The organism is Pantoea sp. B_9 (genome assembly GCF_008632015.1).
Classification (GTDB): domain Bacteria; phylum Pseudomonadota; class Gammaproteobacteria; order Enterobacterales; family Enterobacteriaceae; genus Pantoea; species Pantoea dispersa.
In genome coordinates this window covers 76,634-98,369 of the sequence record NZ_VWVL01000001.1, presented here as the reverse complement: position 1 = coordinate 98,369, position 21,736 = coordinate 76,634, and the positions used below count along the sequence as shown (strand labels likewise).

22 protein-coding genes are annotated in these 21,736 nt (G+C 58.3%); 9 read left to right on the top strand and 13 right to left on the bottom strand.

Features of this window, described 5'->3' with window-relative positions; all coding sequences use genetic code 11:
- The first annotated feature begins 161 nt into the window (after positions 1-161).
- The 3 genes from F3I21_RS00450 (at position 162) to F3I21_RS00440 (ending at position 3,909) form a co-directional block, all read left to right on the top strand.
- Positions 162-1,031, top strand: coding sequence for a MurR/RpiR family transcriptional regulator (locus F3I21_RS00450; RefSeq protein WP_150057885.1), 870 nt, complete (start codon positions 162-164; stop codon positions 1,029-1,031).
- Positions 1,032-1,138: 107 nt separating this feature from the next.
- The gene (gene pyk, locus F3I21_RS00445; protein ID WP_021509977.1) at positions 1,139-2,581 is read left to right on the top strand and encodes a pyruvate kinase; all 1,443 of its coding nucleotides are present in this window, start codon (positions 1,139-1,141) and stop codon (positions 2,579-2,581) included.
- A gap of 92 nt (positions 2,582-2,673) precedes the next feature.
- Positions 2,674-3,909 (top strand): MFS transporter, encoded by a 1,236-nt coding sequence (locus tag F3I21_RS00440; protein WP_058757513.1) that lies wholly within the window; start codon positions 2,674-2,676, stop codon positions 3,907-3,909.
- 44 nt (positions 3,910-3,953) lie between these two features.
- Here F3I21_RS00440 and lpxM read toward each other — a convergent pair whose 3' ends face one another.
- The 3 genes from lpxM to znuA form a co-directional block, all read right to left on the bottom strand.
- A complete protein-coding gene (gene lpxM, locus F3I21_RS00435; RefSeq protein WP_058757512.1) occupies positions 3,954-4,928 on the bottom strand; it encodes a lauroyl-Kdo(2)-lipid IV(A) myristoyltransferase in 975 nt (324 codons plus the stop codon).
- A 127-nt stretch (positions 4,929-5,055) separates the two neighbouring features.
- The gene (mepM, locus tag F3I21_RS00430; RefSeq protein ID WP_031280193.1) at positions 5,056-6,384 is read right to left on the bottom strand and encodes a murein DD-endopeptidase MepM; all 1,329 of its coding nucleotides are present in this window, start codon (positions 6,382-6,384) and stop codon (positions 5,056-5,058) included.
- A gap of 14 nt (positions 6,385-6,398) precedes the next feature.
- Positions 6,399-7,370 carry a zinc ABC transporter substrate-binding protein ZnuA gene (gene znuA, locus F3I21_RS00425; RefSeq protein ID WP_150057883.1) on the bottom strand — a complete coding sequence of 324 codons (972 nt, stop codon included), beginning with the start codon at positions 7,368-7,370 and terminating at the stop codon, positions 6,399-6,401.
- Positions 7,371-7,447: 77 nt separating this feature from the next.
- Between znuA and znuC the strand changes: the two genes are divergently transcribed.
- Both znuC and znuB read left to right on the top strand, forming a co-directional pair.
- Positions 7,448-8,203, top strand: a complete 756-nt coding sequence (gene znuC / locus F3I21_RS00420; RefSeq protein WP_150057881.1) for a zinc ABC transporter ATP-binding protein ZnuC — start codon at positions 7,448-7,450, stop codon at positions 8,201-8,203.
- Entirely contained in the window at positions 8,200-8,985 is a 786-nt protein-coding gene (gene znuB / locus F3I21_RS00415; protein ID WP_104093220.1) for a zinc ABC transporter permease subunit ZnuB, read from the top strand. The genes znuC and znuB overlap by 4 nt, the downstream gene beginning before the upstream one ends.
- A gap of 6 nt (positions 8,986-8,991) precedes the next feature.
- Here the strand turns inward: znuB and ruvB are convergent, their stop codons facing one another.
- From ruvB to aspS, 6 genes are all read right to left on the bottom strand, one after another.
- Positions 8,992-9,996 carry a Holliday junction branch migration DNA helicase RuvB gene (ruvB, locus tag F3I21_RS00410; RefSeq protein WP_021509970.1) on the bottom strand — a complete coding sequence of 335 codons (1,005 nt, stop codon included), beginning with the start codon at positions 9,994-9,996 and terminating at the stop codon, positions 8,992-8,994.
- 8 nt (positions 9,997-10,004) lie between these two features.
- Positions 10,005-10,619, bottom strand: a complete 615-nt coding sequence (gene ruvA, locus F3I21_RS00405) for a Holliday junction branch migration protein RuvA (RefSeq protein WP_021509969.1) — start codon at positions 10,617-10,619, stop codon at positions 10,005-10,007.
- Positions 10,620-10,773: 154 nt separating this feature from the next.
- Positions 10,774-11,301 carry a crossover junction endodeoxyribonuclease RuvC gene (gene ruvC, locus F3I21_RS00400; protein WP_021509968.1) on the bottom strand — a complete coding sequence of 176 codons (528 nt, stop codon included), beginning with the start codon at positions 11,299-11,301 and terminating at the stop codon, positions 10,774-10,776.
- A gap of 37 nt (positions 11,302-11,338) precedes the next feature.
- Complete coding sequence (locus F3I21_RS00395; protein ID WP_021509967.1) at positions 11,339-12,082, bottom strand: YebC/PmpR family DNA-binding transcriptional regulator; 744 nt, start codon at positions 12,080-12,082, stop codon at positions 11,339-11,341.
- Between the two features lie 241 nt (positions 12,083-12,323).
- Positions 12,324-12,755 (bottom strand): dihydroneopterin triphosphate diphosphatase, encoded by a 432-nt coding sequence (nudB, locus tag F3I21_RS00390; RefSeq protein ID WP_058771222.1) that lies wholly within the window; start codon positions 12,753-12,755, stop codon positions 12,324-12,326.
- The gene (aspS, locus tag F3I21_RS00385) at positions 12,755-14,536 is read right to left on the bottom strand and encodes an aspartate--tRNA ligase (RefSeq protein ID WP_058757509.1); all 1,782 of its coding nucleotides are present in this window, start codon (positions 14,534-14,536) and stop codon (positions 12,755-12,757) included. Before aspS ends, nudB begins: the two co-directional genes overlap by 1 nt.
- A gap of 230 nt (positions 14,537-14,766) precedes the next feature.
- On the opposite strand from aspS, the gene F3I21_RS00380 reads away from it, so the two are divergent.
- From F3I21_RS00380 to cmoB, 3 genes are all read left to right on the top strand, one after another.
- Positions 14,767-15,588 carry a DUF72 domain-containing protein gene (locus F3I21_RS00380; RefSeq protein WP_150057879.1) on the top strand — a complete coding sequence of 274 codons (822 nt, stop codon included), beginning with the start codon at positions 14,767-14,769 and terminating at the stop codon, positions 15,586-15,588.
- 78 nt (positions 15,589-15,666) lie between these two features.
- The gene (gene cmoA / locus F3I21_RS00375) at positions 15,667-16,395 is read left to right on the top strand and encodes a carboxy-S-adenosyl-L-methionine synthase CmoA (protein ID WP_058757507.1); all 729 of its coding nucleotides are present in this window, start codon (positions 15,667-15,669) and stop codon (positions 16,393-16,395) included.
- The gene (gene cmoB / locus F3I21_RS00370; RefSeq protein WP_150057877.1) at positions 16,392-17,360 is read left to right on the top strand and encodes a tRNA 5-methoxyuridine(34)/uridine 5-oxyacetic acid(34) synthase CmoB; all 969 of its coding nucleotides are present in this window, start codon (positions 16,392-16,394) and stop codon (positions 17,358-17,360) included. The genes cmoA and cmoB overlap by 4 nt, the downstream gene beginning before the upstream one ends.
- Positions 17,361-17,363: 3 nt before the next feature.
- Here cmoB and F3I21_RS00365 read toward each other — a convergent pair whose 3' ends face one another.
- From F3I21_RS00365 to cutC, 3 genes are all read right to left on the bottom strand, one after another.
- The gene (locus F3I21_RS00365; protein ID WP_150057875.1) at positions 17,364-17,984 is read right to left on the bottom strand and encodes a LysE family translocator; all 621 of its coding nucleotides are present in this window, start codon (positions 17,982-17,984) and stop codon (positions 17,364-17,366) included.
- Positions 17,985-18,029: 45 nt separating this feature from the next.
- On the bottom strand, positions 18,030-18,878 hold the full coding sequence (locus tag F3I21_RS00360; RefSeq protein WP_150057873.1) for a hypothetical protein: 849 nt from the start codon (positions 18,876-18,878) through the stop codon (positions 18,030-18,032).
- A gap of 168 nt (positions 18,879-19,046) precedes the next feature.
- Complete coding sequence (gene cutC, locus F3I21_RS00355; RefSeq protein ID WP_021509959.1) at positions 19,047-19,799, bottom strand: copper homeostasis protein CutC; 753 nt, start codon at positions 19,797-19,799, stop codon at positions 19,047-19,049.
- 85 nt (positions 19,800-19,884) lie between these two features.
- On the opposite strand from cutC, the gene F3I21_RS00350 reads away from it, so the two are divergent.
- Entirely contained in the window at positions 19,885-21,024 is a 1,140-nt protein-coding gene (locus F3I21_RS00350; protein ID WP_150057871.1) for a MalY/PatB family protein, read from the top strand.
- Here F3I21_RS00350 and F3I21_RS00345 read toward each other — a convergent pair.
- A complete protein-coding gene (locus F3I21_RS00345) occupies positions 21,021-21,581 on the bottom strand; it encodes a VOC family protein (RefSeq protein ID WP_058774574.1) in 561 nt (186 codons plus the stop codon). The two genes, F3I21_RS00350 and F3I21_RS00345, sit on opposite strands and share 4 nt — an antisense overlap.
- Between the last annotated feature and the right edge of the window lie 155 nt (positions 21,582-21,736).

The following is a 21,736-nucleotide window of genomic DNA, read 5'->3' as shown; positions in this document are numbered from 1 at the left end:
GCGAAAACCCGGCAGCGATCAAAGTATGACAAAAAAAGCGCGGTTACATTTGTCCGCCGCTGCGTACGTCAGGCTATTACACGGTATATTCCGCATAATTGGCAGCGATTTCACGCACGGGTGAACGCAAAAAAGTGATTGATGGTCATCGGGTTAACAACATGCTGGATCAAATACAGGCGCAGCTGGCCGCGCTGAGCAAATCAGAACGCAAAGTGGCAGAACAGATTCTGGCCGCGCCGCAGCAGGCGATGCACTCGAGCATTGCCACGCTGGCACAGGCGGCGCAGGTCAGCGAACCGACGGTGAACCGCTTCTGTCACCGCATGGGCACGCGCGGCTTTCCCGATTTCAAGCTGCAGCTGGCACAGAGTCTGGCCAAAGGACCGAGCTGGGTCAGTCGCGATGTCGAAGAAAATGACAGCGTAGAACGCTACAGCCACAAGATTTTTGATTCCGCGCTGGCGGGACTCAGCCGCGTGCGTCAGCAGCTGGATATGCAAGTGGTGGCTCAGGCGGTGCAGGCATTGTCGCAGGCGCATAAAGTGGCCTTCTTTGGTCTTGGCGCCTCGGCGGTGGTGGCGCATGATGCCACCAATAAATTTCTGCGTTTTAATCTGCCCGTCATCTGGTCTGATGATATTGTGATCCAGCGCATGAGTTGCATAAATAGTGGACCAAATGACGTGTTTGTTCTGATATCGCATACTGGCCGCACCAAAAATATGATAGAACTGGCTCGCCTGGCGCGTGTAAACGCTTCCACCGTGCTGGCTATCACCTCGCCCGGATCGCCGCTGGCAGATGAAGCCACGCTGGCGCTGACGCTGGATGTACCGGAAGATACCGACATCTATCTGCCGATGGTTTCCCGCCTGGCGCAGCTCACCGTGGTTGACGTACTGGCAACCGGTTTTACCCTGGAGCGCGGTACCGCTTTCCGCGAGAATCTGAAGCGGGTAAAAGAGGCGCTGAAAGCGTCGCGCCTCGAAAAGCCGGCACCGGAATCACGTGCACAGCAAAATAATTAACATCACATTCACAATGTGAGTCGAATCACAGCCCCTCGATCATATAGAATGAGTGACCATTGCGTGTCACTTGTGATCGACACGATACTTTGTCAACGGAGTCCTTCATGTCCAGACGTCTCAGAAGAACCAAGATCGTTACAACCCTCGGCCCAGCCACCGATCGCGACAACAACCTCGAAAAAATCATCGCGGCGGGCGCTAACGTTGTGCGACTCAATTTCTCCCACGGCACCCCGGAAGATCATCAACTGCGCGCCGATAAAGTGCGGCAGATTGCGGCCAAACTCGGTCGCCACGTCGCCATTCTTGGCGATCTGCAAGGCCCTAAAATTCGCGTATCAACCTTCAAAGAAGGCAAAGTTTTCCTCAATGTCGGTGACCGCTTCCTGCTGGATGCCAACCTGAGCAAAGGCGAAGGCGACAAAGAGAAAGTCGGTATCGACTATAAAGGCCTGCCGGAAGATGTGGTGCCGGGCGATATCCTGCTGCTGGATGACGGTCGTGTGCAGCTGAAGGTGCTGGAAGTTCAGGGGGTGAAAGTCTTCACCGAAGTGACCGTCGGCGGCCCGCTCTCCAACAATAAAGGCATCAACAAGCTCGGCGGCGGCCTGTCGGCTGAAGCGCTAACCGAAAAAGATAAGCTGGATATCATTACCGCGGCGAAAATTGGCGTCGACTATCTGGCGGTCTCGTTCCCGCGTAACGGCGAAGACATGAACTACGCGCGTCGTCTGGCACGCGATGCCGGCTGCGACGCTAAACTGGTGGCGAAAGTGGAGCGTGCTGAAGCGGTGGCAACGCAGGAAGCGATGGACGACATCATCCTCGCCTCCGACGTGGTGATGGTGGCCCGTGGCGATCTCGGCGTGGAAATTGGCGATCCGGAGCTGGTGGGCATTCAGAAAGCATTGATTCGTCGTGCGCGTCAGCTGAACCGCACCATCATTACTGCTACCCAGATGATGGAGTCGATGATCACCAATCCGATGCCGACCCGCGCGGAAGTGATGGATGTGGCAAACGCCGTGCTGGACGGCACCGATGCGGTGATGCTGTCGGCGGAAACGGCGGCCGGTCAGTATCCGGCGGAAACCGTGTCGGCGATGGCGAAAGTGTGTCTCGGCGCGGAAAAAATTCCAAGCGTGAACGTATCCAAACACCGCCTGGACGTGCAGTTCGACAACATCGAAGAAGCGATTGCCATGTCGGCGATGTACGCCGCTAACCATTTGCAGGGCGTGTCGGCCATCATTACCATGACCGAATCTGGCCGTACCGCACTGATGACGTCGCGCATCACTTCCGGTCTGCCGATCTTCGCAATGTCACGTCATGAACGTACCCTGAACCTGACCGCGCTGTACCGTGGCGTGACGCCGGTGTTCTTTGACAGCAACAACGATGGTGTCGCCGCCGCGCACGATGCGGTTAATCTGCTGCGCGACAAAGGGTTCCTCGTCTCCGGCGATCTGGTGATTGTCACCCAGGGCGACGTGATGGCGACCACCGGCACCACCAACACCAGCCGTGTCCTGCGCGTAGACTGAGTTTTACGCACCTCCTGACAGCGGCTGTAACAACATGGACAAACGCGACTGCCTGGCAGTCGCGTTTTATTTTTCACTGACAAGGAGGCCAGATGGCCCGCTATCAACCCATCAGTCAACTCACCGGGCGCGTGCTGCTGTTTCCGCTCGCGCTGGTGTTGTTTGAGTTCGCGACCTACATCGCCCATGACATGATTCAGCCCGGCATGCTGCTGGTCACCGCCGAGTTTAACGTCGGCCCGGAATGGGTATCCACCTCACTCACTGCCTATCTGATGGGCGGCGTGGTGCTGCAGTGGCTGCTCGGTCCGCTGTCGGATAAATATGGCCGGCGTCCGGTATTGCTGTTCGGCATTCTGTTCTTTGCCGCCGCCTGTGTTCTCACCACCTGGGTGAGCAACATCGAGCAGTTCGTTACGCTGCGTTTTATTCAGGGTATCAGCCTGTGCTTCATTGGCGCAGTAAGCTATGCCGCAGTACAGGAGGCGTTTGACGAGGCGTTAGCTGTACGCATGATGGCGCTGATGGCTAACGTGGCGCTGCTGGCACCGCTGGCGGGTCCGCTGGCCGGTGCCGCCTGGCTCACGGTGGGCGAATGGCGCAGCATGTTCTGGCTGTTTGCGGTTTGCAGCTTGCTGGCGTTTGTGGTGCTGTGGCGCATCATGCCGGAAACCGCCGGCGATCGCAGCCACTCCATTGCGTTACCGAACCTGGCGCGCGGCTACGGACGGCTGGCGCGCGATAAGCAGGTGATGTACGGCTCCTTCGCTATCGGCCTGGTGTTCATCCCGATTCTTACCTGGGTGGCATTGTCGCCGGTGATTCTGATGCATGAAGAGGGCTTATCCCGCCTGCAGTATGCATTGCTGCAATTACCGGTGTTTCTGGCGATGATTGCCGGTAACCTGACGCTGGGCAAACTGGCGGGACGCGTGGCCATCGAGCAACCGGTTAAATTTGCCGCCTGGCCGATTCTGCTCGGCCTGAGCATCGCGCTGGTGGCGAACCTGCTCAACAGCCACAGTTACCTGCTGCTCACCGCCGGCCTTAGCCTGTATGCGTTTGGTGCCGGGATGGTCAACGCCGGGCTGTACCGGCTGACGCTCTATTCCAGCAGCGAAGGTAAAGGCAGCATCGCCGCCATGCTGGGGATGATCAGCATTCTGACGCTGGCGGCAGGGATTGAAGTGGCAAAAAGCGGTTATTTCAGCGGCGGTACGCCGTGGTTCAGCGCAATCAACTTCGTCGCCGGCGTGTTGTGGTTTGGCCTGGTGACGCTGTTCCTGCGCGAGCGTAAGCGGCGCAGTCGCCTGACAAGCGTCGAATGAGTGATGACGAACCGTGCCGGGCGGCACGGTTCAGCACGCGTTAGCTATTTACGCGGGTACAAATCCTTCCGCGCGTAAGGCTCAATATCCCCTTCTTTACGCGTCTTCAGCAGTTTGAGAATCCATGTGTACTGCTCCGGATGCGGGCGCACGAAGATTTCCACCTCTTCGTTCATGCGCCGCGCCAGCGTGGTGTCATCGGCATCGAGCAAATCGTCCATCGGCGGGCGCACATAAATCTCCAGCTTGTGCGTCGCGCTGTTATACACCGGGAACAGCGGCACGACGCGCGCGCGGCATACTTTCATTAGACGCCCGACCGCCGGCAATGTCGCTTTATAGGTAGCAAAGAAATCGACAAACTCGCTGTGCTCAGCACCGTGGTCCTGGTCCGGCAGATAGTAGCCGTAATAGCCCTGACGCACCGAGGCGATAAACGGTTTGATGCCGTCGTTGCGCGCGTGCATGCGGCCGCCGAAACGGCGACGCACGGTGTTCCAGATATAATCCATCAGCGGATCGCTTTGATTGTGGAACATCGCCGCCATCATCTGACCTTCCGAGGCCAGCAGCATCGCCGGAATATCCACGCCCCAGCCGTGCGGCACGAGGAAAATCACGTTCTCATGATTCTCCTGCAGCGCCGTGATGATCTCGCGGCCGTGCCACTCAACGCGCTGGCGCACGCGTTCAGGATTACGCATCCCCAGCTCGGCCATCATCACCATCGCCTGCGGCGCGGTGGCAAACATACGATCAGCAATCTCTTCGCGCTGCGCTTCGCTGAGCTCCGGCAGGCAATAATAGAGATTGATCAGCGCACGGCGGCGCGCACTTTTCGCCAGCTTGCCGGCAAACTTACCCAGCCCGCCCAGCACCGGATCGCGCACCCTGGCCGGCAGCATCGCCATACCGGCCAGCGCACCAATCGCCAGCCAGCTGCCCCAGTATTTCGGCTTTAAAAAAGAACGTTGAAAAACGGGAATAAACTCACTGTTATTTTTTTTTCGGGTTTCCATGCACTCGCCTCTGACAATGACGGCTCAATAATAGTGACGGCAGGTAATTTTGCAATCTTCACAGGCCAGATAGCAAAAAACCGACGAAGAATCCGTCGGTTTTTGCGCGTTTGCCCGGAAATTAACGTTATTTCAGCGTCAGCTGTGGCAGATAACTCTTCACCTGCGCCAGATAGGTGCTGCGATCTTTACCGGTCAGCCCTTCCATGCGCGGCAATTTCGCCGTCAGCGGGTTGACCGCCTGGTTGTTGATCCACACTTCATAATGCAGATGCGGTCCGGTGGAGCGACCGGTGTTACCGGAAAGCGCGATGCGATCGCCGCGTTTCACTTTCTGTCCCGGTTTCACCAGCGCTTTGCTGAGATGCATGTAGCGGGTCATGTACTGACGACCGTGACGGATCGCGACGTAGTTACCGGCGGCTCCGCCGTTTTTCGCGATCACCACTTCGCCATCGCCGACGGCCAGCACAGGCGTACCAATCGGCAGCGCAAAATCGACGCCTTTGTGCGGCGCGATGCGTCCGGTCACCGGATTGAGACGGCGCGGATTGAAGTTTGACGAGACACGGTACTGCTTGACCGTCGGGAAGCGCATGAAGCCCCGCGCAAGACCGGAGCCGTTGCGGTCGTAGAACTTGCCGTCTTCCGCGCGGAACGCGTAATAATCTTTACCGCCGGTGCGCAGCCGCACGCCGAGCAGCTGGCTCTGCGCACTCTTGCCGTCCAGCATCTCGCGCGACATCAGTACGCTAAAGTCATCGCCGGCGCGCAGTTTGCGGAAATCCATCTGCCACTGCATCGCTTTAATCACGCTGCTGGTTTCGGCGCTGGTCAGGCCGGCGCGCTGGGCGCTGGCGGCGAAACTGCCGCGCACTTCGCCTTTCAGAACGCTGTTCTGCCATTCACCCTTCTGCATCTCCTGCTGCATCTTAAAGCTGCCGTTCGGCTGACGCGCATAGGTGCGGGTTTCACGCCGATCGATCTCCCAGGTGAAGTCCTGCAGCGCGCCATCGGCATCCAGCGTCCAGCTCAGCTGCTGCCCCACGCGCAGATTACGCAAACTCTTGTCGCTGCTGACCAGCGCGTTGATGTCACCGAGATCGATACCGTACTGATTAAGCGCGCTGCTCAGCGTATCGCCTGAGGATACGGTGTAATCATGCTGATCGGGATTGACCGGCACGTCTTTATCGATGTCATCCGACGGGATCTCGTCTTCCGGTTCCGCCGTGGTTTGATCGATCGGTTCACTGGCTTCCGGCAGCAGCGTGCGCAGCTCGTTTTTGTCCAGCGTGATGTCTTTCACGATGGGCGCAACATCGCGGGGATGATAGACGTAAGGCCGCCAGACAGCGACGGCCAGTGTAACAACGGTGAGTGACCCCAGCATAACGCGGTGGGGGCGCGGCAAATTATTAAATGCGAGGGCGACAGAGCGGGCTATCTGCTGCACTTTTACCTATTCCTCTATGCTCCATTCAGGCAGCTCGCATACTGGCTTGACAGCTGTGAGAGGAATTTCACGTAGCTGTCTTTGGTTAAGCTGATTCCCATGCCTAACGGGTCGAGGGTGCCTTTACGCACGCTGGTTCCGCGAGACACGGCATCGATGACCGCCGGCCTGAATTGTGGTTCAGCAAAAACGCAGACTGCTTTCTGCTCAACCAACTGTGTTCGTATTTGATGTAAACGCTGGGCGCCCGGCTGGATCTCAGGATTGACGGTAAAATGACCTAATGGTGATAAACCGTAATGTTTCTCAAAGTAGCTGTAAGCGTCGTGAAAAACGAAATAACCCTTGTTCCGTACCGGCGCGAGTTGTGCGCCAATCCGTTTGTCTGTGTCCGCCAATTGTGCCTCAAACTGCTGCAGGTTGGCGTCAAGTTTGGCTTTGCTTTGCGGTATAAGTTCCAATAATTTTCCGTGGATTGCAACAGCAGATTGTTTCGCAATCTCCGGCGACATCCACAGGTGCATATTAAACTCGCCGTGGTGATGATGAGTATGAGACGGGTCCTGGTTCTCAGAATTGTCTGAGTCATGGTCGTGATCGTGACCGTGCTCATGTTCGTCCTCATCTTCACCACCGCTAATCAATAGCGGTTTTACGCCAGGCAAGGCGGCAATTTCAAGGTTTTTACTGGCCGGTAACTCCCCGGCGGACTTCGTCAGAAAGGCTTCCATCTCCGGACCGGTCCATACTACTAAGTCAGCGTTTTTAATACGTTTTACATCGGATGGCCGTAAGGCATAATCGTGCTCTGAGGCACCGTCCGGCAGCAATACTTCAACCGGCGTAATGCCATCGGCAATGGCGGCTGCGATAAATCCGAGAGGCTTGATTGAAGCCACCACCGCAGACTGCGCGGAAAACGTAGTAGCGAGGCCGATCGCCGCCGCAGAAAGGGTAAAAGCCAGGCGCTTTTTATTGTGTAACATAATGCGTCATTCCATCGTGACCAGGTGATGGAATGTGATATTATAACATTCGAAATTCAATGCAACCCGTAAATATCATGTCGTCACTTGTTACACTCGAAAACATTTCGGTGAAGTTTGGCCAGCGCGCGGTGCTGGCAGGCATCAGCCTGTCGCTGCAGCCGGGCAAAATTCTCACCCTGCTGGGTCCCAACGGAGCCGGCAAGTCCACGCTGGTGCGCACGGTACTCGGCCTGCTCACGCCAGACAGCGGCAGCGTCCGCCGCGCGCCGTGGCTGCGTATTGGCTATGTGCCGCAAAAGCTGCACATCGATCCGACGCTGCCGATCAGCGTTGAGCGCTTTATGCGTCTGACGCGCGGCAGTCGCCGTGATGATATTTTGCCGGCGCTGAAGCGGGTGCAGGCCGGCCATCTGCTGCAGTCACCGCTGCAAAAACTGTCTGGTGGCGAAACGCAGCGCGTGCTACTGGCGCGCGCCCTGCTCAACCAGCCGCAGCTGCTGGTACTGGACGAACCGACGCAGGGCGTGGATGTGAACGGCCAGGTGGCGCTCTACGACTTGATCGATCAACTGCGACGCGAGCTCAACTGCGGCGTGCTGATGGTGTCGCACGACCTGCATCTGGTGATGGCAAAGACCGACGAAGTGCTGTGCCTCAACCATCACATCTGCTGTTCCGGCACGCCGGAAGCCGTCTCGCAGCATCCGGAATTTATCGCCATGTTTGGTCCGCGCGGCGCACAGCAGCTGGCGATTTATCGCCATCACCATAATCACCGTCACGATTTACAGGGACGCATTGTTCTGCGCAAAGGAAACGGCCCGTCATGATTGAACTGTTATTACCCGGCTGGCTGGGCGGCGTATTGCTGGCCCTGGCGGCCGGTCCGCTCGGCTCTTTTGTCGTCTGGCGCCGCATGTCCTATTTTGGCGATACCCTCGCCCACGCGTCATTGCTCGGCGTGGCGTTTGGTCTGTTGCTGAATGTGAACCCCTATTATGCGGTGATTCTGGTCACCATCTGTCTGGCGCTCGGGCTGGTGTGGCTGGAGCGACGCCCGCATCTGGCGATCGACACGCTGTTAGGGATTATGGCGCACAGCGCGCTGTCGCTGGGTCTGGTGGTGGTCAGTTTGATGCAGGGCGTGCGCGTTGATTTGATGGCCTATCTGTTTGGCGATTTGCTGGCGATCACCCCGGATGATTTGTCGCTGATGGCGGGCGGCGTGGCAATCGTGCTGGTGGTGATGGCGTGGCAATGGCGTTCGCTACTGTCGATGACCATCAGTCCGGAGCTGGCGCAGGTGGACGGCGTAAACATTCAGCGTACCCGCCTGATGCTGATGCTGGTAACCGCGCTGACCATTGGTGTGGCGATGAAATTTGTTGGCGCGCTGATCATTACTTCACTGCTGATCATCCCGGCCGCCACGGCGCGACGCTTCTCGCGTTCGCCAGAACAGATGGCCGGCTTTGCGGTGCTCATCGGCATCATTGCCGTCACCGGTGGCCTGACCTTTTCTGCCAGCTACGACACTCCGGCCGGTCCGTCGGTGGTGCTGTGTGCTGCGGTACTGTTCATTATCAGCATGGCAAAAAAACCGGCGGCGTGACGCCGGTTACTCTTCGCGGCTGATGCCGAAATGCTTATAGGCGTGCTGCGTGGCCATCCGGCCGCGCGGCGTGCGCTGAATAAAGCCCTGCTGGATCAGGAAGGGTTCGATAACGTCCTCGATGGTTTCACGCTCCTCACCAATCGCCGCCGCCAGATTATCCAGCCCCACCGGACCGCCCATGAACTTGTCGATGATCGCCAGCAGCAGCTTGCGGTCCATATAGTCGAAGCCCTGATTGTCCACATTGAGCATATCCAGCGCGCTGGCGGCCACTTCGCCGCTCATGTTGCCGCTGGCGCGCACTTCGGCGAAGTCACGTACACGGCGCAGCAGGCGGTTGGCGATACGCGGTGTACCGCGTGCGCGACGCGCCACTTCCAGCGCGCCCTCTTCGCTCAGCGTCAGGCCCAGGCAGGCGGCACTGCGTCCGACAATGTGCTGCAGATCCGGCACATTGTAGAACTCCAGGCGCTGCACAATCCCAAAGCGATCGCGCAGCGGTGAGGTGAGCGAGCCTGCGCGGGTGGTAGCGCCAATCAGGGTGAACGGCGGCAAATCCAGTTTGATCGAGCGCGCTGCAGGCCCGTCACCGATCATGATATCCAGCTGATAATCTTCCATCGCCGGATACAGCACCTCTTCCACTACCGGCGACAGGCGATGAATTTCATCGATAAACAGGACGTCGTGCGGTTCAAGGTTGGTGAGCATCGCCGCCAGGTCACCGGCCTTTTCCAGCACCGGACCGGAGGTGGTGCGCAGATTGACGCCCATCTCATTAGCCACGATGTTGGCCAGCGTGGTTTTGCCCAGCCCGGGCGGACCAAAGATCAGCAGGTGGTCCAGCGCATCGCCGCGCAGTTTGGCGGCCTGGATGAAAATCTCCATCTGCTCGCGCACCTGCGGCTGCCCGACATATTCCGTCAGCAGTTTGGGGCGAATAGCGCGGTCGAGGCTCTCTTCTTCAGTGAAAGAACTGCCCGAGACCAGGCGGTCGGCTTCAATCATGCATTACCTCAAATAGCAGCGCGCAGGGCTTCGCGAATCAGGGTTTCACAATCCGCATCTGGTTTGCCAACCTTGCTGACCATACGGCTGGCTTCCTGCGGTTTATAACCCAGCGCTACCAGCGCCGCAACTGCTTCAGCCTCGGCGTCGTTGTTATCCTGCTGTGCCGACGGCGTGGTCAGGGTAAACGCCGAGTCGCCGCCAAACAGGTCGCCGTGCATGCCTTTGAAGCGATCTTTCATCTCAACCACCAGACGCTCAGCGGTTTTCTTGCCCACGCCCGGCAGCTTCACCAGCGAGGCGATCTCTTCGCGCTCCACCGCCGTGACAAACTGCTGCGCTGACATGCCGGAAAGAATCGCCAGCGCCAGTTTGGGCCCGACGCCGTTGACTTTGATCAGCTCCCGGAACAGCGCCCGCTCCTGCTTACTGTTAAACCCGAACAGCAGCTGCGCATCTTCCCGAACCACAAACTGGGTGAAGATAATCGCTTCCTGGTTGATGTCCGGCAGCTCGTAAAAGCAGGTCATTGGCAGGTGCACTTCGTAACCCACACCGTGCGCCTCAATCAGCACCAGCGGCGGCTGTTTTTCCAGAATAATGCCTCGTAAACGACCAATCACCTGAGCAATTCCTTAGTGTATGTGTAAGCGTCTGAATCATCGGCCTCCTGCCACAGCGCGCTAAACCGCGCGTCTGCTGGAGGTAAAATGTCGGCTATGTATATCATAAAAAAGGCTGGATGCATATCCAGCCTATTGAATGGCCACGCTTTTGCTAACCGGATCGCAAACGTCCGCGCGTCAGCACCAGTTTGCTGTCGCTCATGCGCGCCGCATTCTGGCTGACGTGGCAATGGGTGATGGCGATGGCCAGCGCATCGGCGGCATCCGCCTGCGGATTGGCCGGCAGTTTGAGCAGCGTGCGCACCATGTGCTGCACCTGGCTTTTTTCCGCGCTGCCGATGCCGGTTACCGTCTGCTTCACCTGACGGGCCGCATACTCAAACACCGGCAGATCAAGGTTGACTGCTGCGACAATTGCCGCGCCACGCGCCTGCCCCAGCTTGAGCGCCGAATCCGCGTTCTTCGCCATAAACACCTGCTCAATGGCGAAGTAATCCGGCGCGAACTGGGTGATGATTTCGCTGACGCCAGCGTAAATCAGTTTGAGGCGGGAAGGCAGATCGGTGACGTTAGTGCGGATACAGCCGCTGCCCAGATAGCTGAGCTGGCGGCCGGTCTGGCGGATGACACCGTAGCCGGTGACGCGCGAGCCGGGGTCAATCCCGAGTATTATCGCCATAGCGCGTCTCCGTATTGCAGGGATTTGCGTAACGCCATTACAGCGTTTCCGCTACCTCATCAGAAATTTCACCGTTATGGTAAACTTCCTGCACATCATCACAATCTTCCAGCATGTCGATCAGACGCAGCAGTTTAGGTGCCGTCTCGGCATCCAGTTCCGCTTTGGTTGATGGAATCATCGACACTTCAGCACTGTCGGCTTTCAGACCGGTGGCTTCCAGTGCATCGCGCACGCTGCCCAGCTCTTCCCACGCGGTAAAGACGTCAATCGCGCCATCGTCATAGCTCACGACATCTTCTGCACCGGCTTCCAGCGCCGCTTCCATCACGGCATCTTCGTCCTGGCCTGGCGCGAAGGAGATCACGCCTTTCTTGCTGAACAGGTAAGATACCGAACCGTCGGTGCCGAGGTTACCGCCGGTTTTACTGAAGGCGTGACGCACTTCGCCCACGGTACGGTTACGGTTATCACTCAGACACTCCACCATGACTGCAGAGCCACCCGGACCGTAACCTTCATAGATGATGGTTTCCATGTTGCTGTCATCTTCACCGCCGACGCCGCGCGCGATAGCACGGTTCATGGTGTCACGCGTCATGTTGTTGGACAGGGCTTTGTCCATCGCTGCGCGCAGACGCGGGTTGGAGCCGGCATCGCCACCGCCCAGCTTGGCCGCTGTCACCAGCTCGCGAATGATTTTGGTGAAGATTTTACCTCGCTTGGCGTCCTGAGCCGCTTTGCGGTGCTTTGTATTCGCCCATTTACTATGTCCTGCCATCTTACATATTCTCCGATCTTTAACAGGGTGCAGGCTATCTTGCTGGCAATCTTGTCCCCCGGCAGTGCGCGCAATCCTCACGTACTCATGTACGCTCCGGTTGCTGTGCGCTGGCGGTAAACAACCTTGCTGCGCTGATGACGCCTGACTGTTCTATTTTAGCGGTGCAAATCTTTCGATTTACACCGTATGTCTGTAATTTAACGATAAAACCACCGGAAAAACGCGCGGTGGCGGGCATTCAGATAAATTCGTCGATTGCCTGACGATTACTCCACGAGCGGGTTAGTGCGGCGGCGGCGGCCGGTGTCAGCCACTGTGCGGCGAGGTGCTCGCTCAGCAGTGGCTGGCGTTCGGCGGGCAGCGCCAGCCGGAACCAGTGTTCCCGGTTATGCGTGATGCCCGGCGCATAGCGATGGCGATAGTGCGGAAAGATCTCAAACTCAATCTGTTTGTGGCAATCTTCCAGCACCAGCCCCTCTGCGGCGATATCAATCGCCAGCTCTTCAGCCACTTCGCGCTGCGCCGTTTGCGCCGGCGTTTCGCCCGGCTCCAGGCTGCCGGTAACCGACTGCCAGAAGCTGGGGTCATCGCGCCGCTGCAGCATTAACACCCGGCCGGTATCTTGCGCAAAAATCACCACCAGCACCGATACCGGGTGTTTATAGCCCATTATTTCGTCTCTGGAGTGACTTTCTTCGGCGCGATCTGGATACCGAGGTCCGCCAGCGCCGCCGGATTGGCTTCGCTTGGCGCTTCAGTCATCAGACAGGCCGCCGCGGTGGTTTTCGGGAACGCAATCACATCGCGGATATTGTCGGTGCCGGTCAGCAGCATGGTCAGACGGTCAAGGCCGAATGCCAGACCTGCGTGCGGCGGGGTACCGAACTTCAGCGCATCCAGCAGGAAGCCAAACTTCTCACGCTGCTCTTCTTCGCTGATGCCCAGAATGCTAAACACTGTCTGCTGCATATTGCCGCTGTGGATACGCACCGAACCGCCGCCTACTTCGTAACCGTTGATCACCATATCGTAGGCGTTAGCCACCGCCTGCGTCGGATCGGCCGCCAGCTGTTCCGCCGTCAACGCTTTTGGCGAGGTGAACGGATGGTGCATCGCCGCCAGGCCGCCCTCGTCGTCCTCTTCGAACATTGGGAAGTCGACAACCCACAGCGGGGCCCAGGCTTTATCATTGGTGATTTGCAGGTCACGGCCCACTTTCAGGCGCAGTGCACCCAGCGCATCCGCCACCACTTTGGCACGGTCGGCGCCGAAGAAGATCAGGTCGCCGTCCTGCGCGTCGGTACGCTGCAGAATAGCTTCAACGATCTCTGGCGTCAGGAATTTGGCCACCGGGCTCTGCACGCCGTCGAAACCGCTTGCGCGCGCATTGATCTTCATCCACGCCAGACCTTTGGCACCGTAAATGCCGACAAAGCTGCCGTATTCGTCGATTTGCTTACGCGTCAGGGCGGCACCGCCCGGCACGCGCAGCGCCGCGACGCGACCTTTCGGGTCGTTTGCCGGACCGGCGAACACCTGGAATTCAACGCTTTTCAGCAGGTCAGCAACGTCCACCAGCTCCATCGGGTTACGCAGGTCTGGCTTATCCGAACCATAGCGGTTCATCGCTTCGGCGAAGGTCATTTGCGGGAAGTCACCAAGGTCGACGCCTTTGATGTCCAGCCACAGTTCACGGATCATCTGTTCCATCACGCTGCGCACCTGCTCGGCGCTCATGAATGAGGTTTCCACGTCGATCTGGGTGAACTCCGGCTGACGGTCTGCACGCAGGTCTTCGTCACGGAAGCATTTGACGATCTGATAGTAGCGGTCAAAACCAGACATCATCAGCAGCTGTTTGAACAGCTGCGGTGACTGCGGCAGCGCGTAGAATTTACCTTTGTGCACCCGGCTCGGCACCAGGTAGTCACGCGCGCCTTCCGGCGTGGCTTTGGTCAGCATCGGGGTTTCGATGTCGAGGAAACCTTCACCGTCCATAAAGCGGCGCACGAAGCTGGTAATTCTGGCACGGGTTTTCAGACGCTGTGCCATTTCCGGACGACGCAGGTCGAGGTAGCGATAGGTCAGACGCGCTTCTTCGCTGTTGGTCTGGTTAGAGTCCAGCGGCAGCGGTTCTGCGCGGTTGATAATATTCAGCTCATGGGCAAACACTTCGATGTCACCGGTGGCCATGTCGCTGTTGCGGTTTTTCTCTTCACGCGCACGCACGGTACCGGTGATCTGGATACAGAATTCATTACGCAGTTCAGACGCCAGCTGGAAAGCCTGCTGATGATCGGCATCGAAAAACACCTGCGCAATGCCTTCGCGGTCACGCATATCGATAAAAATCAGGCTGCCGAGATCGCGACGGCGATTGACCCAGCCGCAGAGAGTAACTTGCTGACCCACATGAGACAGATTGAGCTGTCCGCAATATTCTGTACGCATAACGTATCCTTTTAACTTCGCCGCTGCTGCCAGACAGCATCAGGCCGCGTAACCTTCTGAGATGCTGCCGCAAAAAAGGCGGCTATTATAATGGAAAATGGCAGGCAGGATAAGCAGATCCCGCGCAAAGCGGACAAATCGTCAGCGTTTGCCGCGCGATCGGTTCCTGCCCGTGGCAAAACCAGGTAACGTACGGCGCATTTTCCGCGCCACAGCAGGCAGGAGCAGTTTTGACACTTCGTATTGGATTACCGCAATGGCAGCACGCCAACTGGAGAGTATTGGGTATCGAAACCCTGGCGGATTACGCCCGGCTGTTCGGCTGCGTCGAAGGCAACACCACGCTTTACGCGCTGCCCAAACCGGAAGTGGTGCAGCGCTGGTATGACATGACTGACGACGCCTTTCGCTTCTGCTTTAAATTTCCTGACACCATCAGCCACAAAGCGGCGCTGAAGAACTGCGATGAGCTGGTGAATGAATTTCTGCGCCTGCTGGATCCGCTCAGCCAGCGCATCGGCCAGTACTGGCTGCAGCTGCCCGCCGCTTTTTCACCGGCGCAGCTGACAGATTTATGGGCGTTTCTCGATCGCCTGCCGCGCAGCTTTCACTATGGCGTGGAAGTGCGCCATGCGGCCTTTTTTGCTAAAGGCGAAGCCGAGCGCGCGCTGAATCGCGGCCTGCATCAGCGCGGGGTAAATCGGGTGATTCTCGACAGCCGTCCGGTGCACGCCTCTGCCTCGCTCAGCCCGGCCGCCGTGCATGCGCGCGCGCAAAAGCCGCGCGTGCCGACGCACGCGGTGCGCACTGCCGGTCAGCCGATGGTGCGCTTTATCGGCAGCGACAGCGTGGAGGAGAGCCTGCCGCTGTTTGATGTCTGGCAGCAAAAACTGGCGGACTGGCAGCACGACAGCGACCCGCTGCTGTTCATCCACACGCCGGATATGGGCGCGGTGTTTCCGCTGCTGCAGGCGCTCTGGCCGCAGCTGCAACAGCTGGAGCCGATGCTGCGCCCGCTGCCCGCCTGGCCACAGCAATCCAGCCTGTTCTAAACGCAGGGAAACGGGTGCAGCCTGCGGCAGTTTCTGCCAGAATAGCGCCCTTTCCGTTTTCTCTCCGGATAATTCATTATGTCTGACCGCGATACGCTATTCTCCGCGCCCATCGATAAACTGGGCGACTGGACCTTTGACGAGCGCGTGGCTGAAGTCTTTCCCGATATGATTCAGCGCTCGGTGCCGGGTTACTCCAACATCATTTCGATGATTGGCATGCTGGCAGAACGCTTTGTACAGCCCAACAGCCAGGTTTACGATCTCGGCTGCTCGCTGGGCGCGGCCACGCTGGCGGTGCGCCGCAATATTCAGGCACCGGGTTGCCAGATTATTGCCGTCGATAATTCGCCGGCGATGGTGGAACGCTGCCGCCGTCACATCGACGCCTTCCGCGCTGCTACGCCGGTGCAGGTGCTGGAAGCGGATATCCGCGATATCCACATCGAAAACGCCTCACTGGTGGTGCTCAACTTTACCCTGCAGTTCCTCGAGCCGGACGCGCGCCTGACGCTGCTGCAAAAAATCGCTGCCGGCCTCAATCCGGGCGGTGCGCTGGTGCTGTCGGAAAAGTTCAGCTTTGAGGATGCCGACGTCGGCGAACTGCTGTTCAACATGCACCACGACTTTAAGCGCGCCAACGGCTACAGCGAGCTGGAGATCAGCCAGAAGCGCAGCATGCTGGAGAACGTGATGCTGACGGACAGCGTGGAAACGCATAAAGCCCGCCTGAAAAGCGCTGGCTTTGCCCACGCCGAGCTATGGTTCCAGTGCTTTAACTTTGGCTCACTGGTGGCGTTGAAATGATTGATTTTGGCCGTTTTTATCAGCAAATCGCTACCGGACCGCTCGCCAGCTGGCTGGAAGTGTTGCCGGCGCAGGTCGCCGCCTGGCAGCGTGAAAACCTGCACGGACATTTTCGCAACTGGGAGAAGTCGGTCGACAATCTGCCGCTGCTGGTGCCGCAGCAGCTCGATCTGCTGCACAGCGTCAGCGCGCAGCATGACGCGTTAACCGATCGCCAGCGCGCCGGCATCGAAAAGCTGCTGCGTAACCTGATGCCGTGGCGCAAAGGGCCGTTTTCGCTCTACGGCTGCGACATCGACACCGAATGGCGCTCCGACTGGAAGTGGGACCGCGTGCTGCCGCATATCTCTTCGCTGGCGGGTCGAACCGTGCTGGATGTGGGCTGCGGCAGCGGTTATCACATGTGGCGCATGATTGGTGCCGGCGCGCAGCTGGTGGTCGGTATCGATCCGATGCAGCTGTTCCTGTGCCAGTTCGAAGCGGTGCGTAAGCTGCTGGGTGACGATCGCCGTGCGCATCTGCTGCCACTGGGCATTGAGCAGCTGCCGGCGCTGCAGGCGTTCGATACCGTGTTCTCCATGGGCGTGCTCTATCACCGGCGTTCGCCGCTCGACCATCTGCTGCAGCTGAAAAATCAGCTGGTCAGCGACGGCGAACTGGTGCTGGAGACGCTGGTGATTGAAGGCGATGAAAACGCGGTGCTGGTACCGGGTGAACGCTATGCGCAGATGCGCAACGTTTACTTTATTCCGTCTGCGGCGGCGCTGAAAAACTGGCTGGAGAAGTGCGGTTTTGTCGATGTGCGCATCGCCGATTACGCCATCACCTCGGTGGAAGAGCAGCGTCGCACCGACTGGATGACCAGCGAATCGCTGGCGGAGTTCCTCGATCCGCACGACCGCAGCAAAACGATTGAAGGCTATCCCGCCCCGTTGCGTGCCGTGCTGGTGGCGCGCAAACCGTGACGCTTAATGCCGCGACAGCTCCAGCTTCGCGGCGAAACCAATAAACACGCAGCCGGTCAGGCGATCCATCACTTTTAACACTGCCGGACGGCGCAGATGACCGGCAAAGTACTGGCTGCCGCTAATCAATACCGCGTTCCACACTAAGCCAATCACCATGTGGGTGAGCGCCATCAGCGTGCACCACAGCGCCACCGATCCGCCGGCCGGGATAAACTGCGGCAGAAAAGTGACGTAAAAAACCCCGACTTTGGGATTGAGCAGGTTACCGGTCAGGCCACGCGCGAAGCAGGTAAGATAGCGCTCTTCCCGCTTTTGCCCCTCCTGCCCGCTGGCCACCGTACTGCGCGGGTTGAGCAGTAGTCTGACGCCGAGATACAGCAGGTACACGGCACCGATGCCTTTCAGCAGGTTATAAGCCATTTCCGAAGCCAGCAGCAGCGCGCCTAAGCCCAGCCCGACCGCCACGCCCCACACCAGACAGCCGAGCGTAACGCCCAATGCCGTCACTGAGGCACGCTGCCAGCCCTGCGCAGCCGCTGAACGCAGCACCAGCGCGGTATCGAAGCCGGGCGTTAGCGTAAGCAGGGTAATGGCGAAAAGGAATGAAATGATCAGTGTCATGATGGGATCCCGGGTTGTGCACAGAACAGCATACGCGACGGCGCATCAATTGTCCGTCGCCGGAAGATCCCAGTACTGATATTTGTAGGCCGAACTCAGATGCCGCTCAATGGTGCCTTTGGCAAACACTTCGGTCTCATGCAAATAGCTCAGCGTGCAATTGCCCACCTCGTCCCACAACTGGCACTCATCCACCGAGCGCAAAGTGCTGACCGGCGTGCTCGAGGTGCCGTGCAGCCGCAGTTCGCGCCACTGATTATCGTAGCTGTAAGTATCTTTACTGCGCGCGCTGGTGGATGCCACCACCAGCCCCTGCGGATTCCAGCGCCAGGTATTCTCGCCGTTAGTCAGCGCATCGCTGCCGCGCGCAATACTTTTTTCCAGCCGGAAGTGTTTATCGTAGCGATAAGTGGTATCAGTAAAGCCCTCTTTCCCCATGCTGGTGAATTTGTCCGAGGCGCTGATGATGTTGCCGTGTTGCCCCATCTGCCAGCTGATAGTGCCCTGCCGGTTATCCACCACTTCCTCTTTGCCCGCGCGGGTCACTTTAACCAGATAAGCATAGTCAGCCACCCAGCCGCGCTGCACGCGCGCGATATGCTGCTCCATGCTCAGCACCACGTTGCCTTCGCTTTTGTCATAGGTGATGTCAGCCACCATCAGATCGCCGCACTGGTCAAACTGCCCGAGCACGCGCTTCTGCGAGTTGACGTCTTTACCAAACTCCCCGGCCACCACCTGGCGCACCGCGCCTTTGGCGTCGCCGCCCAGCATAATCCAGTTGTTGCTGCTGGTGATATTTTTGCTCAGCGGCGGGCAGGTGCTGCTGGCGGCCAGCGCCGCGCCGGCAACGGGGAACAGCAGAATCACAACAGCATAAGGGAGGGATTTCATCAGCGTTATCCGCGCGTTAAGCCATAGAGTAATCAAAGCATCTTTTTCACCAATGCGCTATTCATGGCGAAGCGGCAGACAAAAAGAACCCCAGCAAGGAACTGGGGTTTGGTACTTGCAAACATCACGTCAGGTTTTCGGCGTGCTGCGCGGCAAAATTGGTACGGGTCAGGCGACCCGGTCAACGCTCATCTGCATCATGCTCTTCATGGCTTCGACGACATCGCCATCGACACAGGAGCGGCTGAATTCATCGGTTTCCGCTTCAGAACACATCGAGACACCGGCTTTACGGTAGCGCATCGGTGACGCGACGGCACGGCTGGCGGAGCTGTGGACTTCCTGCAATCCGCTGTCGAGGAACTTTTGCAGATTGCTGAGGCGCACGCCTGCCCCTGCCATAATGATTGGACCGGTGCTGTATTCATTTAGTTCCCGTAATAATGCAATTCCGGTTTCAGCGCTCTGCTGCTGACCGGAAGTCAGAATGCGGGCGATCCCTAAATCAGTCAGCACCTCCAGCGAACGCTTCGGGCTGTGGCACAAATCAAAGGCGCGATGGAAAGTCACCGCCATGCCGTCGCACAGCGCCATAATCTGCTGCATGCGTACCGTGTCGACGTGCGCATCTTCGTCCAGCATGCCAATCACCAGGCCAGGAAAACCCAGCTCGCGAATACGCGCCACGTCCGATTTCATCACCTCAAATTCGCGTGCGGTGTAACAAAAATCGCCGCCGCGCGGCCGCACGATCGGGTGGACCGGAATGGTCAGTTCACGTTGTGCGGCTTCCAGCATACCCGCCGAAGGTGTCAGTCCGCCTTCACGCGGAGCACTGCACAGCTCCACGCGATCGGCACCGGACGCCTGCGCAGTCATTGCGCAGTCGATGCCATAGCAACAAATTTCCAGTTTCGTCATACCTTGCTCCTTTTCATGACTGCTGGCTCGGGAGGAGTGCATCAGTTAGTCTGCTCATTCAGACAGTTTACGTGGAAAGCGCACTATGGCATTCGATTTTGATCAAGGGATAGACCGTCGTCACAGCGATAGTTTGAAATGGCACAAATATGGTGATCGCGATGTGTTGCCTTTGTGGGTTGCCGACACCGATTTTCGCTCGCCGCCGTGCATCATTGAGGCCATTAAACAGCGTGCCGACCACGGTGTTTTCGGCTATGGCGCGACGCCGCACGGTTTGATTGATATCACTATTTCCCGCTTAGCCCAGCGCTATGGCTGGCAGATTGAGCCGGAATGGATTGTGTTGCTGCCGGGCGTGGTGAGCGGACTGAATTTATCGGTCCGGGCATTTACCGAGTCGTCGCAGAGCACCGTGGCACCGACGCCGATTTATCCGCCGTTTCGCGCGGCGGCGCGGCTGGCGCAGCGCGCTCAGGTCAATCTGCCATTGCAGTTACAGCAGGATCGCTGGGTGATGCAGCTGGATGACAGCCAGATGCAGGGCAACGAGCGACTGCTCATGCTGTGCAATCCGCAGAATCCGGGCGGCACCGTCTACCGCCGTGATGAGCTGGAGGCGCAGCTGGCCTTTGCCCAACGCCACGATTTGCTGGTGTGCTCCGATGAAATCCATTGTGACCTGCTGTTAACGCCTGGCGTACAGCACATTCCGTTTGCCTCGCTGAGCGAAGACGCCGCCCAGCGCAGCATTACCCTGATTTCGCCGTCTAAAACCTTCAACATCGCCGGGCTGGGTGCGTCCATGGCCATTATCCCTCATCCCGAACTGCGGAAACGCTTTAAGCAGGTGCGTGAAGGCATTGTACCGGGTGTGGATATTCTGGCGCTGGTAGCGGCGGAAGCCGCATGGCGCGGCGGTGATGCATGGCTGGCGGACCAGCTGGTTTACCTGCGCACCAATCGTGACTGGCTGGTGCAGCAGGTGAATGCGCTGCCGGAACTCAGCATGGTCGCGCCAGAGGCCAGCTACCTCGGCTGGATTGACGCCAGCCAGCTGGATGTCGCCAGCCCGGCGCTGTATTTCGAAAAACACGGTCTCGGTTTCTCGCCGGGCCGTGATTTCGGCGACGATCGCTTCGTGCGCTTCAACTTTGGCTGCACGCACGCCACCCTGCAGCAGGCGGTATCGCGCCTGCAGCAGGCAGTGGCAGCGCGGCGCTAAGCCTGTTCGCTGGCAACGATCTCCTCCAGCCGCCACGGATGAAACTTGATGGTAGTTTGCCCGTCCGTCACCGCTAAGGTCGGATTGGGCAGACGTTCATTTTCGCCCTGCGGCGTGCTGGTTTTAAACGCGATGCCCGGCTGCGTCAGCGCCTCATCTGCCAGCAACGCCATCGCACGCATGCCCAGCGTTTCCGGCTCGCCGCGCAACACAATTTCCACATGCTCCCAGCCCTCATGGCGATACAGCTTCTCACCGGGCCAAGGCAGCTCGATCACATCCACCTGCCAGCCCGCGATGCGCAGCGGCTGATGCAGCTTAAAAAGGCAGATCGGCCGTCCGTTGATCATCGCTTCGGAAAACTGATCGCCGATTTGCAGTAACCCGGCTTTCCAGCGTTCTGCCGTGGCGAACTGGTGACAGCGCACCGCCACGTGGTCCGCCTCATGCTGCGTGAGGTCAAGGCCGAGGCGTGCCGCAAAGTGTTGCAAAGCCTGTTCAAATCGGGACAGGTCTTGTTTTAAATCACTCAGTTCTGAAGGAAAATCCAGATTCATACGTTAAATACCTCAAACTCAGTTCAGATCTTTTAATCAATAAAAAAACAGGGCTGCCGCAGCTTTCGCTTGACAAAATGCTCGGATTCATCCGATTTCACGCCAAAAACCTTCAAAAACCGCATAAATCGCCCCTCTCTTTCGGATTAATCGCG